This is a genomic window from Novosphingobium sp. (assembly GCF_032093395.1).
In the GTDB taxonomy this organism is placed as follows: Bacteria; Pseudomonadota; Alphaproteobacteria; order Sphingomonadales; family Sphingomonadaceae; genus Novosphingobium.
This window is the reverse complement of sequence record NZ_DAMDBA010000030.1, coordinates 37,517-53,809: the sequence shown is the minus strand read 5'-3', so window position 1 is coordinate 53,809 and position 16,293 is coordinate 37,517. Positions and strand designations below refer to the sequence as shown.

Genomic DNA, 16,293 nt, shown 5'->3' with positions numbered 1-16,293 from the left:
GCCCCCACCCTACCACCCAACGGTAGTATCCTGCGGGTGGTAGGGTGGGGGGCGCGGGCCGGTGCCGCTCTGAAATGCCCCTGCGGGGCATTTTTCAAACGGGCTTTTCATGCAGCGCCGTTTCCAAAATGCAGCAGGATCGTCAGGGGGCATAAGACCGAAGCGACCTGCGACAACTGCACGAAATGTGCGACAAAAAGTTACCCGGCGCGATCTTGCCGGAGCTTCGCCAACACGGCATCTGCACGGCGAACCGACTATAAGGTTCGGTAAAAGACGGAGACTTTGCCGTCTTCTTGCGGAGATTTCAGGTGCGGCGCGTTCAACTCCTTCCCCTTGCCGGGGCCCTGTTCGGTAGTGTCTGTCTGCCGGCGCTCGCCCAGGCCCAGGTGGGGGCTACATCGCTGGCGCCGACATCGCTTGCAGTAGCGAGCGTCGTCGGGGGGGCGGGGAGCGGCAGCAATCCGGCCGCGCCGATCGATGCCGACGAGGACAAGGACGACGAGGATCCGCTGGAAGTCACCGGCGCCGACATCGTCGTCGTGGCGCCGCGCATGCAGGGTCAACTCGACGTCCCCAACCAGCCGATCGTGACTTTCGACGAGGACGACATCGCCGCTTATGGTGCCGATTCGATAGGCGACCTGATCGATGCGATCTCGCCGCAGACCGGCAGCGGGCGTGGTCGCGGCTCGGGAACACCGGTAATCCTCGTCAACGGCCAGCGGATCACGTCCTTCCGGGAGATGCGCAACATCCCGCCGGAGGCGATCCGGAAGCTGGAAGTGCTGCCGGAAGAAGTCGCGTTGCGCTTCGGCTACTCGGCCAACCAGCGCGTGGTGAACCTGATCTTGAAGGACAGGTTCTCGGCGACCACCGTAGCCGGCGAATACAATGCCCCTACGCGCGGCGGCTACGACAACTATGAGCTGGAAAGCGGCGTGGTGAAGATCGCCGGTCCCCGCCGATACAATTTCAACGCCAAGTATACCGACACCTCGATGCTCACCGAAGACGAGCGCAACGTGACGCAGACCGAATCGTCCGTGCCCACCGTGGCAGGCGATCCGGACCCGGCCCGCTATCGCAGCCTGGCGGCCGCCGATTCCGAGCTGACGCTGAACGGCACGCTGACGCAGAACCTCGGGGACGGCGGCATGGCGGGATCGATTACCGCCAATGGCGCCTATACCCACGGCGTGACGACGTCGTTTTCCGGCCTCGACACCGTGACGCTGACCTCGCCTGCCGGCGCCACAGCCGTGCGAACCCTGCCCGATCCGCTGACGACGCGCGTCGTTACCGATACGTTCTCGGCCGGGCTCGGCTACAGCACGATGATCGGTCGATGGATGTTCAACGTCACCGGCGATGGCAGCTATGTCGATGCGAACACGCGGACCGACCGCCGGCGCGACCTGACCTCGCTTAGCGACGCGGCGCTGGCGGGCACGCTCGATATCGCCGGAGCACTGCCGAGCATCCCCGGTGCGGGAGTGGATACCGCGCGCAGCCGAACGGCCTCGCTCACTTCGCTTGCCACGCTCTCCGGCACGCCGTTCAGCATGCCCGCCGGCGATGCCAATCTTACGTTCAAGGGCGGCTACGACTTCAGCCGCGTGCAGAGCGCCTACCGGTCGGACACGTTCTCGCAGAACACGCTGAAGCGCGGCGATGTCTCCGGGGGCGTGAACCTGGCGATCCCGCTGACCAGCCGGGGCGACTTCCTGGGCGGCATCGGCGATCTTGCGCTGAACGTCAGCGCGGGCCTGAACCATCTGTCCGACTTCGGCACGCTGACCGACTGGAGCGCCGGGCTCACCTGGTCTCCCACCGAGAAGCTGACCTTCCAGGCGAGCTACCTGGTCGATCAGGAAGCCCCGACCCTGGCCCAGCTCGGCGCGCCCAACGTCACGACCTACAATGTCTCGGTCTATGACTTCACGACGAATTCGACGGCGCTGGTGACGGTGCTGAGCGGCGGGAACCCGGACCTCCTCAAGGAAACCCAACGCGACATCAAGCTGTCGGCGACCTGGGAACTGCCGTTCATGAAGCGCTCGAATCTCATGATCGAGTATTTCCGCAACCGCTCGTCCAACGTGACAAATGCCTTTCCGCTCCTGACCTCGGCTGTGGAAGCGGCGTTTCCCGACAGGGTGCAGCGGGATGCGGACGGCAACCTGACTTATATCGATCAACGGGCGGTGACGTTCGACGAGGAAACCAGTTCGAGCATCCGTTGGGGGCTGAACCTGTCGGGGAATCTCGGCAAGGAGCAGTCGGATGGCTTCGGTGGTCCACCGCCGCCCGGAAATGGTCCCCGTGGCGGCCAGAGCACCGGTCAGGGCGCAGCCAAGGGCGCGGGCGGCGGATCGGGCGGACCTCCTCCCGGCGGCCCTCCGGGCGGCCCCGGTGGCAAGGGAGGGCGCTGGAACCTCTCGGTCTATCACACCTGGCGTTTTACCGACCGTGTGAAGATCGCGGACGGCGTGCCGGTGCTCGATCAGCTCAACGGCGAAGCGCTCACTGCGGGTGGGGTGCCGCGCCATGCTATCGAGGCCGAGGGCGGCGTGTTCAAGAACGGCTACGGCATTCGCCTCAAGGCCGAGTGGGAGGCGCCCACCCGCGTCGACGGTACCGGCGCGGCAACCAGTTCCGATCTGCGCTTCGGCAGCACATTCGACGTGAACCTGCGCATCTTCGCCGATCTGGGCAAGAACGCCGACCTGGTGGCGAAGATGCCGTTCCTCAAGGGGACGAGGGTTTCTCTTGTGGCCGACAACCTGCTCGATTCGCGCCAGAAGGTGACGGACGCGACCGGCGCGGTGCCGCTGGCCTACCAGGCCGCCTATCGTGCGCCGCAGGGCAGGGTGCTCGGCATCGATCTCAGGAAAATGTTCTAAACCACACGTCGTCCCGGGCTCGCCCCGGGACCGCTGGCAGCTCTTGAGGCGATAGCTCGCGTGAGAGGCGCTCTGCCGTGAGGTAGGCCGTTCACTGCCAGCGGTCCCGGATCAGGTCCGGGACGACGTTCTTGCAGAGCTTCCCCTTCGGCCCTTCAATCTCTATCTGGCCCTCATGGCGCGCACCCCTGCCGGAACTCCGGAACATCCCAACCGCACCGAACGCTTCAACGAGGAACGGGCGACGTTCACCCTGCGGGGTTCGGAGCAGCCCGACCTTCAGGCAGGCGTCGAGGCGATCCGCGAAGTCGTGCGCACCTTGCCCGCCAAGCCCGGCGTCTACCGCATGCAGGATGCGCGCGGGGACGTGCTTTATGTCGGCAAGGCACGGGTGCTGCGCAACCGCGTCGCCAACTATACCCAGTGGGAGCGCCTGCCTGGCCGCCTCCAGCGCATGGTCAGCCAGACGCGCAGCATGACCATCGTTACCACCAATTCCGAGGCAGAGGCGCTGCTGCTGGAAGCGCAGCTGATCAAGCGCTTCCGCCCGGCCTACAATGTGCTGCTGCGCGACGACAAGTCGTTCCCGTTCATCCTGCTGCGCGCCGAGCACGAATTTCCGCGCATCATGAAGCATCGCGGGGCGCGCAAGATGAAGGGCAATTACTATGGCCCCTTCGCCAGCGCCGGTTCGGTGAACACCACGATCAATGCGCTGCAGAAGCTGTTCCTGCTGCGCTCCTGCACCGACAGTTTCTTTTCGCGGCGCGACCGGCCCTGCCTGCTCTACCAGATCAAGCGCTGCTCGGCGCCCTGCGTCGGCCGCATCGACGAGGCGGGCTATGGCGAACTGGTGAAGGAGGCCAAGGACTTCCTCGGCGGCAAGTCCAGCGCGGTGCAGAAGAAGATCGAGAGCCAGATGGCCGAGGCCGCCGAAGCGCTGGACTTCGAGCGGGCGGCGATGCTGCGCGATCGCCTGCGGGCGGCGACCTTCATCCAGGGCAGCCAGGCGATCAACGCCGAAGGCATGGACAGCGCCGACATCTTTGCCATGGCCTGCAAGAACGGCCAGATCGGCGTCCAGGCCTTCTTCATTCGCGGCGGCCAGAACTGGGGCCACCGCGCCTTCTTCCCGACCCATACCGAGGGCCTTTCCGAGGAAGAGGTGTTCCAGAGCTTCCTCGCCCAGTTCTACGAGGAAGTCCCGCCCTCGCGCACGATCCTGGTCGACCGCGAACTGCCCGAGGCCGAACTCATGGCTGAGGCTTTCCGCGAACTGGCGGGCGGCAAGGTTGAAATATCGGTGCCTCAACGCGGCAGCCGTCGCCGCCTGATGGATCAGGCCGTGCGCAATGCCGTGGAAGCGCTCGACCGCCGCATGGCGGAGCGCGGCTCGCAGGCCAGGATCTGGCGTGAGATGACGGAATTCCTCGAACTGCCGGACCTGCCGCAGCGCGTGGAAGTCTACGACAACTCGCACATCCAGGGCAGCAAAGCAGTCGGCGCGATGGTAGTGGCGGGGCCGGAGGGCTTCATGACCAGCCAATACCGCAAGTTCAACATCCGCGAGGCGCAGAGCAACGACGACTTCGCGATGATGCGCGAAGTCATGACCCGCCGCTTCGGCCGTGTGCAGGAGGAAGACCCGGAGCGCGAGAGCGGCACCTGGCCCGATCTCGTGCTGATCGACGGCGGCAAGGGCCAGATGAGCGCCGTGAAGGACGCGCTGGAGGAACTCGGCATCGAGGACGTGAACCTCATCGCCATCGCCAAAGGGCCGAACCACGGGCGCGAAGGGCGCGAGATCTTCCATTTCCCCGACGGGCGTGAAAAGATGCTGCCGGTCAATTCGCCGCTGCTGTTCCACCTCCAGCGGCTCCGCGACGAAGTCCACCGCTTCGTCATCGGCGCGCATCGGGCCAAGCGAAGCCGGGCGATCACCGCCAGCCCGCTAGACGAGATTCCCGGGATCGGCCCGGCGCGCAAGCGCGCGCTGCTGCTGCATTTCGGCACGGCAGGCAAAGTGCGCGCGGCCAGCCTGGCTGACCTCCAGCGCGCGCCCGGCGTCAGCGCGGCGGTGGCGCAGACGATCTACGATTTCTACCACCCGAACGGATAGACGGGGGCGGGGGACGCGGCGTTCCCCACTTCCGCCCCATCGTCATTGCGAGGAGGCGAAGCCGACGCGGCAATCCAGAGCGGCGAGGCTCCGCTCTGGATTGCTTCGCTACGCTCGCAATGACGAAGGTGGGCGATGGGAGGAGAGGTGAGGCTGAGGCATAGCCGGAAAGGTCGAACAGCCGACTCCCATCGACGAACGACATGCTCCTTGTGTGACACTGCGTGACACCGCGTGACACTTCGCGCTAGGACGCGCGCATCCGCTTGCGCGCGCGGCCTTTTTGAAAGTTGTCAGCTCCGTGCGCCGGCATCAAAATCCGATTTCCCGGAGCTTCTGCCTCTCATGCGATCTTCCCTGCGTAACCTTGCCACGACCGGCGCCGTGATTGCCTTTGCCGTTTCCACCTCGGTTTTCGCCGCGAGCGTGCCCGCCGCCGCCCCTGCCGCCGCCTCGGGAGAGCCGGTGCCGTTGGCCGAGACCGTGCCTAGCGACCTGCCGCGCAATGCCCGACCCACGCATTACCGGATCGAGGTGACGCCCGATGCCCAGAAGCTGACCTTCACCGGCACGGTTTCCATCGATCTCACCGTCTTCATCGCCAGCGACGCGCTGACCCTGCACGGCAACGGACTGACCGTCTCGGCCGCGAAGCTGGTCGCCGCGAACGGCACGCAGATCGCGCTTCAGACCACGGCTGACGACAAGGCGCAGACCTTGCGCTTCGCGGCCGGAAAGCAGATCGCGCCGGGCAAGTACCGGCTTGAGGTGAACTACGGCGGCAAGATCGGCACGCAGCCCTCGGGCCTCTTCGCGCTCGACTATCCCGACAAGCGTACCGGAAAGGACGTGCGCGGCCTGTTCACCCAGTTCGAGGCACCCGATGCCCGCCGCTTCGTCCCCAGCTTCGACGAACCGAGCTACAAGGCGACCTTCGACCTCACCGCCGTCGTCCCCGCCGATCGCATGGCCGTGAGCAACATGCCGGTGAAGGGCCAGGAAATGCTTCCCGGCGGCCTCAAGCGCGTGGTCTTCGCCACGACGCCGAAGATGAGTTCCTATCTGCTGTTCTTCGGCATGGGCGATTTCGAGCGCAGCGCGAAGAAGGCGGCGGATGGCGTCGAAGTGGGCATCGTCTCGCCCACCGGCAGCGGCGCGAAGGCGGACTATGCGCGCGACGGCCTCGCCCAGATCCTGCCCTGGTTCGACGACTATTTCGGCGTGAAGTTCCCGCTGCCCAAGCTCGACAACATCGCCGCGCCCGGCTCGTCGCAGTTCTTCGGCGCGATGGAGAACTGGGGCGCGATCATGACGTTCGAGCGCATTCTGTTGCTCGATCCAGCCGTGACCAGCCCCTCGGGCAAGCAGAGTATCTACAGCGTCCAGGCGCACGAAACCGCGCACCAGTGGTTCGGCGATCTGGTGACGATGGCTTGGTGGGACGACATCTGGCTGAACGAAGGCTTCGCCAGCTGGATGGCCGACAAGGTCACCGATCACTTCAATCCGGAATGGAACTGGAAGCTGAACGGCGTCGATGGCCGCGAAGGCGCCATGGCGCTGGACGCGCTGCCTACCACGCACCCGGTGGTGCAGAAGATCCGCACCGTTTCCGAGATGGAGCAGGCTTTCGATTCGATCACCTACCAGAAGGGGCAGGCGGTCATTTCGATGCTGGAGGACTACGTGAGCGCCGATACCTGGCGCGCGGGCATGCAGACCTACATGCGCAATCACGCCTTTTCGAACACCAGCAGCCGCGACCTCTGGGCGGCGATGGAATCGGCGGGCGGCAAGGACGTGGACCTGATCGCCGAGGCCTTCACCCATACGCCGGGCGTGCCGCTGCTGCGCGTGAACGTCTCGGCCTGCGCTGATGGCAAGACCCGCCTCGACCTGACGCAGGACGCCTTCTCGCTCGATCCCTCGACGCGGAACGGTGAAAAGCCGACCTGGCCGATGCCGTTGCTGATCCGCGCCGGAAACGGCGAACCCATGCGCCACCTGATGAGCGGACGGACCGAGAGCCTGACCGTCGACAGCTGCGATGCCGTGCTCGTGAACGCGGGCCAGCTCGGCTATTACCGCACGCTCTACGACGCCAAGGCGCTCGATGCGCTGGTATCCGCCTTCGGTTCGCTGGCACCGATCGACCAGTACGGCCTGCTGCGCGACAACCTCTCGCTGTCGCTGGCCGGCTATCAGGACATGTCGGCGGGCCTGCGCCTGCTGGCCTCGGTTCCCGGCACCGCAGATGCGACGCTGGCAGGCAAAGTCATCGGCCAGTGGGAAGGCGTCTACGGTCTGCTCGAAGACGCCAGGGTGAAGGCCAAGCTCGCAGCGCGCATCTCGAAGACCTGGGCGCCGCGTCTCGACAAGCTCGGCTTCGATCCGGTAGCGGGCGAGCCGCTGACCGATACCAAGCTGCGCGCGCAGTTGATCGATACGCTCGGCTCCATCGGCGACAAGCGCGTCGTGGCCGAAGCGCGCCGCCGCCTCCAGGGCCTCGCCGCCGATCCCAAGTCGCTCGACGGTCCGCTCAAGGGCACATGGCTCGGCGTCGCCGCCACCAACGCGACCCGCGCTGACTGGGACCTGCTGCGCCAACAGGCCGCCAAGGCGACGAGCTTCGTCGAACGCCAGCTCTACTATACCGACCTCGGCATGGTGCGGGACGAGGCGATCGCCAAGGACGCCCTCGCGCTCGCGATCTCGGGCACGCCGGACGCCACCAGCGCGTCGCAAATCATCACCACGGTCGGCCGTGCCCACCCGGAGATGACCTTCGATTTCGTCCGCGAACATCAGGCGGCGATCGACGGGCTGATCGAACACTCGGGCCGCGCGCGCTTCTTCGCACGCATCGTCGCATCGAGCACGAACCCCGAGATGGTCGGCAAGATCGAGGCCTATGCCGCGACGCTTCCGGCTGACGAGGCGAAGCCGGTGGTGCAGGCGCTGACCGGGCTGAAGGAGCGTCTGGCCAATCGTCCGCGGCAGCGGGTGGAGGTTGCGGCTTGGGTCAAGAAGGCGAAGTAAAGAGGGAAGATTCCGGGGGATGATCCCCCGGGCCCTCGGAATGTCGTCGTCGCGCGCTACCTATCTGTAGTGCGCTCCCTGCGGCGCAGCCATTAGTTTTCCGACGCAGCCATGGGCGCATGACGCTGTTGGTCCGCGTGACCTAGACGGTATTGGGGGTGCAGGGGGGCTATGCTCCCCTGCTTCTCTCTTAGTTCTTAAACCTGCGAAGCACCCGCCAAGCCAAAGCCTTGCCCCGGTTCCGCGCAGGCCACCGCCCGGTCCGGCGCGGAGTCAGTCCAAGCCCACGCAGCCATCCGTTGAACGCCCTCGCGTCCGCTTCGGCGAAGCTCCATTCCGAGCGCCAGGTGATCGAAAGCGATACAGACGGCGCGCTGCCGTTGCGCACGAAGTGGGGCGCCATGACCGGCACGTAGACGGCCTCGCCCGGCGAGAGCGCGAATTCGGTGCCGTCGGGCAGCAGTTCGTCGCGCCATTGGAGTTCGCGGCCGCCGCCGGTGTGGTAGGTTTCGTGGACCTGGTCCGGCGCGAAACGGGGATCTCCGGCGGGGAACTGGGTCATGACCTTGGCGCCGCGCAGTTGCAGCAGGATATTGTGCTCGGGATCGAAGTGGTAGGGCGTGACGCCGCCTGCGGATGTGACGAAGGCGAAGGCCTGGAGCTTCATCATGCGGCCGGTCCTGGCCTCGATTGCCGGGCGCAATTCGTCCAGAAGTTCGCCGAGCAGCCGGGCATAGTCCGGGTGCTGTTCGATGTTCTTGATGACGGCCCAGGAGTTGGTCGTCTCGATCTCGCGGATGGTGCGGCCGATGGGAATGCCGGTGGGCGCCGGCTTGCCGTCCACGCCGAGGGGCTGGTTGCCGAAATTGTACTCGACCGAAGCGGCCGGCAGCGATTCTGCGAGGGCGGCCAGCGCTTCCAGCGTCATCAGCGGATGGTCGCCGAGAGCGTGGGGCAGCTTGTGCGGCGCTTCGGGGTAACTGGCAGAGAAGCACGCGCGGGTCTCTTCGGGGAAGACGGCGGCGCTCGGGGATTTCGAGAACAGGTTCACCGGCTCCCTCCTGCGGGGCTGCGCGCGGTTTCCGCGCGGACGAAATGGCGGAACAGGCGGCGGCGGATCGGGCCGCCGATGGCGATGGAGAGTCGCGCCATCGTGCGGCGCTCGCGCCAGATATGGTCGATCATCGGATGGTCGGCGGCGGCGCAGCTGTCGGTCCAGCGGATATCTGCCCGTTCGAGAATGCGCAGGTTCTCGCGCTGGAGCAGGACGCCGGGCGAGAAGCGGGAATAGCTCTCGTCGAAGGCGGTCTTGAAGGAATAGGCGCCGGGCGGCGTGAGGAAGCTGGCGAGCATGGCGATCGGGCGCCCGTCCAGCGCGAGCGAGAGGCGTTCGAGGCGTCCGCGCGCGGCGGCGCCTTGCAGGCTGTCGCGGAAGAGGCTGTCGGTGGCGGCATGGTTGGCGAGTGCGGAGCCTGCCTTGCCCTTCCAGCCGGAGGCTTCGAGCGCGAGAAAGGCGTCGCACCAGGCGCCAAGGTCTTCTCCGTCGTCGCGCCGCTCCATCGCAAGTGTCCCGGCTTCGGCCAGGCGGCTGGCCTGACGGCGCAGTTCCTTGCGCTTCTTGCCCGAAAGCGAGGCTTCCAGATAGGCATCCGGCGCCAGGTCGGAGGCAAGCAGGGCGCGGTCCTCGCGCAGGACCACTTCGCAGCGGCGTTGCTGCTCGGCCAGAACCCGGGAAAGCGCGGCATGGAGCGGGCCTTCGAGGGGGATGGCCCGGAGATGCAGGAACAGCGCCCGACCCGCCGCCCGGTCGGCCCAGTCGAGCACGGCCCGCCAGAACAGGTCTTCCGCGCCGCGCCGGACCAGCGGAACGCCGCAAAAGCAGTTGTCGTGGAGCCAGCTTGTCAGATTCGGCACCGGCCAACGGTAATAGCGCGGGCTGCGCAGGATAGGCAGCAGCCCGGCAAGGCGGCCGTCCATTTCGAAGCGCAGGATCATGACCGCTCCTGTATCCGGCAGGCGGCGCAGCGAGGGCAGGAGGTACCAGCTTTCGAAGAAGGGATTGGGCTCTCCGGCTTCGAGGGCGAGGCGGTCCCATGCAGGAACGTCGGTTTCCAGCGTCCGCCATGGCACGCAGCGCAGCGAAACGACCGCCGAGGCGGTCTCTTCGCGAACCGAATGGGCCTCTGGGTCGAACATGGCCTCGCCTGCTTATCCTCGCGGGCGGTCTAGCGCATTGCTATCAAGGAAGTGCTAACGCAGACAGGGAAAAGCCCCGGCCGATCGCTCCGCCGGGGCTCTAACCGTCGAACCGGATCAACCCGCCGCCAGCGCCGCCAGCAGCAGCAGGGCGACGATGTTGGTGATCTTGATCATCGGGTTCACCGCAGGTCCGGCGGTGTCCTTGTAGGGATCGCCCACGGTGTCACCGGTTACGGCGGCCTTGTGGGCTTCCGAACCCTTGCCGCCGTGATGGCCGTCCTCGATGTACTTCTTGGCATTGTCCCAGGCACCGCCGCCCGAGGTCATCGAGAGCGCCACGAACAGCCCGCCCACGATCACGCCCAAGAGCAGTGCGCCCAGCGCCGCGAAGCCGTTCTCCGTGCCCGCGACGGCGGAGATCACGAAATAGACCACGATCGGCGCCAGTACCGGCAGCAACGAGGGGACGATCATCTCCTTGATCGCCGCCTTGGTCACGAGATCCACGGTCCGCGCATAGTCCGGCTTGGTCTCGTAAGTCATGATGCCGGGATTGGCCTTGAACTGTTCGCGCACGTCCTTGACCACGTCGCCTGCCGCGCGGCCCACGGCGGTCATGCCCATCGCGCCGAACAGGTAGGGCAGCAACGCGCCGAGCAGCAGGCCGACGATGACGTAGGGGTTCTCCAGGCTGAAATCGACCGAGAGGCCGGGGAAGAACTCCTTGAGATCGGTGGTATAAGCCGCGAAGAGCACCAGCGCGGCCAGGCCCGCGGAGCCGATGGCATAGCCCTTGGTCACGGCCTTGGTGGTGTTGCCCACGGCATCGAGCGCGTCGGTCTTCTCGCGCACGGCATCGTCCAGGCCTGCCATTTCGGCAATGCCCCCGGCATTGTCGGTGACGGGACCGTAAGCATCGAGCGCGACGACCATGCCGGCCAATGCCAGCATCGCGGTGGCCGCATAGGCGATGCCGAGCAGACCGGCGAGCTGGTACGCGATGACGATGCCCGCGACGATCACCAGCGTCGGCAGCGCCGTGGCTTCGAGGCTGATTGCAAGGCCCTGGATCACGTTGGTGCCGTGCCCGGTTTCCGAGGCCTTGGCGATCGAGCGCACCGGGCGGTAGCCGGTTCCGGTGTAGTACTCGGTGATCCAGATGATGAGGCCGGTGATGACCAGGCCGAGCAGCGCGCAGTAGAACAGCGTGCGGCCGGTGAAGCCGGTTTCGCCGATCACCGCGTTGATGCCGCCGAGGGCATAGTCGATCGCCCACCAGATCGCCGGGATCGAGAGTACGGCGGTGACAAGAAAGCCCTTGTACATGGCCCCCATGATGTTCTGCGAGTTGCCGAGGCGCACGAAATAGGTGCCGACGATCGAAGTGACGATGCAGACGCCGCCGATCAGCAGCGGCAGCGCCATCAGGCCTTCGAAATTGTCGATGCCCTTCATGAGGAGGGCGGTCAGCACCATCGTCGCGCCCACGGTGACGACGTAAGTCTCGAACAGGTCGGCGGCCATGCCTGCGCAGTCGCCCACATTGTCGCCTACGTTGTCGGCGATGACGGCGGGATTGCGCGGATCGTCCTCGGGAATGCCGGCCTCGACCTTGCCCACGAGATCGGCGCCGACGTCGGCCGCCTTGGTGAAGATGCCGCCGCCAAGGCGCGCGAAGATCGAGATCAGCGAAGCGCCGAAGGCGAGGGCAGTGAGGCCCTGGACCACGGTGCGGTCCTCTCCGCCGACGTCATGCCCGCCCGGGCCGGTCAGATACCAATAAAACACCGCGATGGCGAGCAAGGCCAGCCCCGCCACCAGCATGCCGGTGATAGCGCCCGCGCGGAAGGCCAGCGTCAGGCCCTGTTGCAATCCGGTCTGCGCGGCGGCGGCGGTGCGCACGTTCGAGCGTACCGAGATGTTCATGCCGATGAAGCCGGCGAAGCCCGAGAGGATGGCGCCGATCACGAAGCCCACGCCCGAGACGGTTCCCAGCGTGACGACGATGATAAGCGCCACGACGATGCCGACGATCGCGATCGTCGAATACTGTCGCTTGAGGTAGGCTTGCGCGCCTTCCTGGATGGCGGCGGCGATTTCCTGCATCTTTTCGTTGCCGGCTGGCGAGCCGAGCACTTGGCGGCTGGTGACGAAGCCATAGAGAATGGCCAGAAGCCCCAGGACAATTGCGATCGTGACTGGATTCACAAAACGCCCCCTTTTCCCAACGATGTAACGACGGGTTTTCCCGTTCGACGCGACTATGGCTATAGGGAAGCGCGACTAGTGGCAAGCGCGTTGATCGGATGGGGAATAGTACCCAATCCGTCGTCCCGGACCTGATCCAGGACCGCTGTCAGTTCTTTAGGCGCGACCTTGCAGGGCGTCTCGCCACGCCTACTTGTGGGCGTGACTTTGACAGCGGTCCCGGATCAGGTCCGGGACGACGGATACACATACCGGTTTCAGTGCTGGTAGCCGAGCTTCTCGGGCAGGGGTGTCGGCTGGCCGTGCCATTCCAGCGCGATACCGTCCCCAGGGCTCACCACGCCGATCGGATGGACGCGCGAACCGGCGCAAGTGGCGGCCGCGCGGACATAGGCGCTGTTCACGGCCGGCGCGGTGAACAGCAGCACGTAGTCGTCTCCGGCGGTCATCGCGGAAATTCGCTGTTCCAGCCCTTCGCCCACGGTGGCAACGAGGGCGCGGGATAGCGGCACCTCGTCGGCGGCAATGGTAATCGAAACCTTGCTTGCCGCTGCCATGCGGCGCGCATCGACCAGCAGCCCGTCGGAAACGTCCATCATCGCCGTCGCCAACGGGGCGAGCGCCAGACCTAGCGCGGGCTCCGGCATCGGGCGGCGATACCGGTCGGCCAGCAGCGCGGCTTCCGGCGTCTGCACTCGGCTGCCCGAGGTCAGGAGTTCGAGCCCGAGTCCGGAATCGCCGATAGTCCCGCTGACCCAGACGAGATCGCCGGGCTGGGCACCGCCGCGCGACGGCACCGGGCAGTCTTCAGGGCCTCGTCCCAGCGCCGTGAGCGAGAAACTGCGCGCCGACCCTTGCGGCATGCGGACGGTATCGCCGCCGAGCAGGGGCAGTTGGAAATGGCGGCAGGCAAGCTCGAGGCCGGCCAGGAACGCGCGGTCCCATTCCTCGTCCCCCAAGGCGTGGGACTTGAGGCAGCCGAGCGGCTCCGCGCCTTTGGCGGCGAGGTCGGAGGCGTTCACGGCGACGAGTTTCCAGGCGACATCCTCCGGCGGATCGTCCGGCAGGAAGTGAACGCCCTCAACGAGCGTGTCCATGGTCAGGACCAGCTTCTCGCCGCCGAGATCGAGCACGGCCGCGTCGTCCGCCAACCCGCGCGCGGCGGGGGTGACGGCAATGGCGCGCAGAGCGTCGATGAAGGCGAATTCGCGGGTCATGATGCAACAATGGGCCCCGCGGGGCCCATTGTCGAGATCAGGCGAGAATGCAGCAATGCTGCGCAAAAAATCAGCGAACGGCCTTGGCCACCGCATCGAGAACGCCGTTGACGAACTTCGCCTCGCGCGCGTCGAAGAAGGCGTGGGCGACGTCGAGATATTCGCCGATCGCCGCGCCCGTGGGCACGTCCGCGCGGGCGAGCAGCTCGTAGACACCTGCGCGCAGGATCTGCAGCATGGTCTTGTCGAGACGGGCGAGCGACCAGCCTTCGGCCAGCTTGCCGGAGAGCAGTTCGTCGATCTCGTCGCGGCGGGCGATCACGCCCTTCACCACGTCGTCGAAGAAGGCGACTTCAGCCTTGGCGTACTGGTCCTCGTCGATTTCCGCGCCGAGCCGGTGGCGGTGGAATTCGTCGAGCAGGATGGCCTGCTGGGTGCCTTCCATGTCGAACTGATAGAGCGCCTGGACGGCGGCCAGGCGCGCGGCCGAACGGGCCTGCTTGGAATTGGGCTTGGAGTTGCTCATCGGGAAAGTCTCACGGAAATGGAGCGCGCGTGCGCGGGAAGCCCTTCGGCGTCGGCGAGGGCAACGGCGGCGGGGCCGATGGCCTCAAGCGCCGCCTGGTCGAGCTGGATGAAGCTGGTGCGCTTCATGAAATCGAGTACGGAAAGCCCCGAGGCGAACCGCGCGCGGCGCCCGGTGGGCAGCACGTGGTTGGGGCCGGCGACGTAATCGCCCACCGCTTCGGGGGTCATGCGGCCGAGGAATACCGATCCGGCGTGACGGATCTTGCGGAACAGGCTTTCGGGATCGTCGGTGGCGATCTCGACATGTTCGGCGGCGAGGGCATCGGCCAGCGCCGGAGCCTCGTCGAAGCTCTCGACCACGACGATCACGCCGTAGTCGTTCCACGACTGGCGCGCGGTCGCTTCGGTGGCGAGGGCGGAAAGTTCGACCTCCACCGCCTCGGCCACGGCATCGGCATAGGCCGAATCGTCGGTGATGAGGATCGACTGCGAGGTAGGGTCGTGCTCGGCCTGGCTCAGCAGGTCGGCGGCGATGCGGCGGGGATCGTTCCTGGCGTCGGCGATCACCAGGATTTCGCTGGGCCCGGCCACCATGTCGATGCCGACGACGCCGTAGAGCTGGCGCTTGGCCTCTGCCACCCAGGCATTGCCGGGGCCGGTGATCACATCGACCGGCGCGATCCGATCGGTGCCATAGGCCAGCGCGCCCACGGCATGGGCACCGCCCACGCGCCAGACTTCGTCCACGCCCGCAAGGTGGGCGGCGGCGAGGACGAGCGCGTTGACTTCGCCCTTGGGGGTCGGCGTGACGACGACGAGGCGTTCGACTCCCGCCACTTTGGCGGGGATCGCGTTCATCAGCATCGAAGAAGGATAGGCCGCGCGGCCGCCCGGCACGTAAAGCCCGGCCGCATCGACCGCGCGCCATACCGCGCCGAGACGCACGCCGGCGGCATCGGTGTAGTCGCGGTTCTCGGGCAATTGCGCGGCGTGATAGGCACGGATGCGCGTTGCGGCGAGTTCGAGGGCTTCGCGAAGTTCGGAAGAGAGCGCCTCGAACGCCGTGCGGCACGTCTCTGCCTCGATCCGCCAGCCGGTCCGGTCGAGGTCATGGCCATCGAACCGGGCCGTATAGTCGGCCAGCGCCGCGTCGCCCCGCTCGCGCACCGCGGCGAGAATATCCGCCACGTCCCGCGCCACGTCCACTGCACTTTCGCGGCGATCGGCGACGACGCGTCGGAAAGCCTCGGCGAAATCCGCGTCCTTGCTGTAAAGGCGCAGCATCAGGCGGCGGCCTTCGCTTCGGCAACCAGCGCGCGAAAACGCTCGACCAGCGCGGCTACGCGATCGTCGGTCTTCAGGGCGGCCCGGTTGACGATCAGGCGCGCCGAGATGTCGAGGATGCGGCTCGTTTCGACGAGGCCGTTCTCCTTCAGCGTGCGGCCGGTCGAGACGAGATCGACGATGCGGCTGGAAAGTCCGAGCGAAGGCGCCAGTTCCATCGCGCCGTTCAGCTTCACTACCTCGGCCTGAACGCCCAGTTTCTCATAATGCTTGCGGGTGAGGTTCGGATACTTGCTGGCAACCCGCAAGTGCGAGGGCAGGGCGCCGCCCTGTTCCCCCTCGCGCTCCGCCACCGAAAGGCGGCAGTGGCCGACGTTGAGATCCACCGGCGCGTAGAGGTCGGGATAGGCGAACTCCTCGACCACGTCCGAACCGACGATACCCACCTGGGCCGCGCCATGGGCCACGAAAGTCGCCACGTCGAAAGCGCGCACGCGGATCAGGCGCATGTCGCTGTTCTCGCAGGCAAAAGACAGCGCGCGAGACTTCTTGTCGTGAAACTCCGCCTCGGGCACCACGCCGGCATGCGCCATCAGCGGCAGCGCTTCGTCGAGGATTCGGCCCTTGGGCACGGCGAATGTCAGGGTTGTCGGCATGGTGCGCGCATTTAGGCTGGGATTGCTAAAAGGGCAACCGGGGATAGATCCCCGGTTCAACCGCGGATAACGGCGCGCGGTTTTACTCTCCGGGCGCGCGTGCCTTGATCGCAAGGGCATGGACGCGCTGGCCGGGG

10 protein-coding genes are annotated in these 16,293 nt (G+C 66.4%); 3 read left to right on the top strand and 7 right to left on the bottom strand.

Annotated elements, in window-relative coordinates:
* Positions 1–311: 311 nt before the first annotated feature.
* The 3 genes from RT424_RS12145 to RT424_RS12135 all read left to right on the top strand — a co-directional run bounded on the left by RT424_RS12145 (position 312) and on the right by RT424_RS12135 (position 8,064).
* Complete coding sequence (locus RT424_RS12145; RefSeq protein ID WP_313438278.1) at positions 312–2,906, top strand: TonB-dependent receptor; 2,595 nt, start codon at positions 312–314, stop codon at positions 2,904–2,906.
* Positions 2,907–3,081: 175 nt separating this feature from the next.
* A complete protein-coding gene (gene uvrC / locus RT424_RS12140) occupies positions 3,082–5,025 on the top strand; it encodes an excinuclease ABC subunit UvrC (protein WP_313438276.1) in 1,944 nt (647 codons plus the stop codon).
* Positions 5,026–5,370: 345 nt separating this feature from the next.
* The gene (locus tag RT424_RS12135) at positions 5,371–8,064 is read left to right on the top strand and encodes a M1 family metallopeptidase (RefSeq protein WP_313438273.1); all 2,694 of its coding nucleotides are present in this window, start codon (positions 5,371–5,373) and stop codon (positions 8,062–8,064) included.
* Between the two features lie 190 nt (positions 8,065–8,254).
* Here RT424_RS12135 and RT424_RS12130 read toward each other — a convergent pair whose 3' ends face one another.
* The 7 genes from RT424_RS12130 to hisG form a co-directional block, all read right to left on the bottom strand.
* Entirely contained in the window at positions 8,255–9,109 is an 855-nt protein-coding gene (locus RT424_RS12130; protein WP_409521486.1) for a transcriptional regulator, read from the bottom strand.
* Between the two features lie 2 nt (positions 9,110–9,111).
* Positions 9,112–10,260 carry a GNAT family N-acetyltransferase gene (locus tag RT424_RS12125; protein WP_313438267.1) on the bottom strand — a complete coding sequence of 383 codons (1,149 nt, stop codon included), beginning with the start codon at positions 10,258–10,260 and terminating at the stop codon, positions 9,112–9,114.
* 117 nt (positions 10,261–10,377) lie between these two features.
* Positions 10,378–12,471: a sodium-translocating pyrophosphatase gene (locus RT424_RS12120; RefSeq protein WP_313438265.1), complete on the bottom strand. Its 2,094-nt coding sequence runs from the start codon at positions 12,469–12,471 to the stop codon at positions 10,378–10,380.
* A gap of 257 nt (positions 12,472–12,728) precedes the next feature.
* A complete protein-coding gene (gene thiL / locus RT424_RS12115; protein ID WP_313438261.1) occupies positions 12,729–13,688 on the bottom strand; it encodes a thiamine-phosphate kinase in 960 nt (319 codons plus the stop codon).
* 70 nt (positions 13,689–13,758) lie between these two features.
* On the bottom strand, positions 13,759–14,214 hold the full coding sequence (gene nusB, locus RT424_RS12110; RefSeq protein ID WP_313438258.1) for a transcription antitermination factor NusB: 456 nt from the start codon (positions 14,212–14,214) through the stop codon (positions 13,759–13,761).
* Positions 14,211–15,500: a histidinol dehydrogenase gene (gene hisD, locus RT424_RS12105; RefSeq protein WP_313438256.1), complete on the bottom strand. Its 1,290-nt coding sequence runs from the start codon at positions 15,498–15,500 to the stop codon at positions 14,211–14,213. The genes nusB and hisD overlap by 4 nt, the downstream gene beginning before the upstream one ends.
* Entirely contained in the window at positions 15,500–16,156 is a 657-nt protein-coding gene (gene hisG, locus RT424_RS12100; RefSeq protein WP_313438253.1) for an ATP phosphoribosyltransferase, read from the bottom strand. Before hisG ends, hisD begins: the two co-directional genes overlap by 1 nt.
* Positions 16,157–16,293: the final 137 nt, after the last annotated feature.

Bases quoted from the DNA above. Each gene is read 5' to 3' on its own strand.
- uvrC (WP_313438276.1), top strand. From the start codon at position 3,082: ATGGCGCGCACCCCTGCCGGAACTCCGGAACATCCCAACCGCACCGAA.
- RT424_RS12135 (WP_313438273.1), top strand. From the start codon at position 5,371: ATGCGATCTTCCCTGCGTAACCTTGCCACGACCGGCGCCGTGATTGCC.
- RT424_RS12125 (WP_313438267.1), bottom strand. From the start codon at position 10,260: ATGTTCGACCCAGAGGCCCATTCGGTTCGCGAAGAGACCGCCTCGGCG.
- thiL (WP_313438261.1), bottom strand. From the start codon at position 13,688: ATGACCCGCGAATTCGCCTTCATCGACGCTCTGCGCGCCATTGCCGTC.
- nusB (WP_313438258.1), bottom strand. From the start codon at position 14,214: ATGAGCAACTCCAAGCCCAATTCCAAGCAGGCCCGTTCGGCCGCGCGC.
- hisD (WP_313438256.1), bottom strand. From the start codon at position 15,500: ATGCTGCGCCTTTACAGCAAGGACGCGGATTTCGCCGAGGCTTTCCGA.
- hisG (WP_313438253.1), bottom strand. From the start codon at position 16,156: ATGCCGACAACCCTGACATTCGCCGTGCCCAAGGGCCGAATCCTCGAC.